Here is a 603-nt window from a genome sequence, read left to right as displayed (position 1 = left end):
AAGCATTTTGCAGTGATAAATAAGCGTTGATGTTGATAAAAATATAAAACATATTAATGAAAATATACAAAAGAAAATAAGGTATTATTGATTAGATTAACTTTATTTTGACGGTGAATTTATAAGATTATTTTTGTGATGTTAAAATTTTAGCTATGTCTATTTATACTAAAGAGGACTGACAATTGGGTTCTATATCACTATGAAATCTACCATTGAATTACTCGAAGACACTGACTTTCCTGCTATTAAAAGACGAGGACTTACTGTCCTACAAGTTAATATGGGTTATCTATGTAATATGTCTTGTGTACATTGTCATGTTGCAGCCAGTCCGTACCGAACGGAGATGATGTCGCGTGAGCTGATTGAGCTCATTCCGCAAGTGCTGCAAGCGCAAGATATCGATACGCTTGATTTGACCGGCGGTGCTCCTGAGATGCACAAAGACTTTAAATATTTGGTCAAGGCGGCACGCAAGCTTGGTGTCAAAGTCATTGATCGTTGTAACTTGACGATCTTGATGGAAGAGGGATATGAAGATATGGCGCAGTTTTTGGCAGATAACGAGGTCGAAGTGGTCGCCTCATTGCCGTGTTATTC

At 37.5% G+C, this 603-nt stretch carries 1 protein-coding gene; it reads left to right on the top strand.

Annotated features, from left to right (window positions below):
* Window positions 1-202 precede the first annotated feature (202 nt).
* Window positions 203-603 (top strand): radical SAM protein (locus tag ACS8FD_RS22455; RefSeq protein WP_439277489.1); only part of this gene is annotated, 401 nt, incomplete at its 3' end.

It is taken from the genome of Psychrobacter sp. 1U2 (assembly GCF_051847575.1).
Note: the sequence above shows the minus strand (reverse complement) of the source record. Positions and strands in the feature narration are given on the sequence as shown.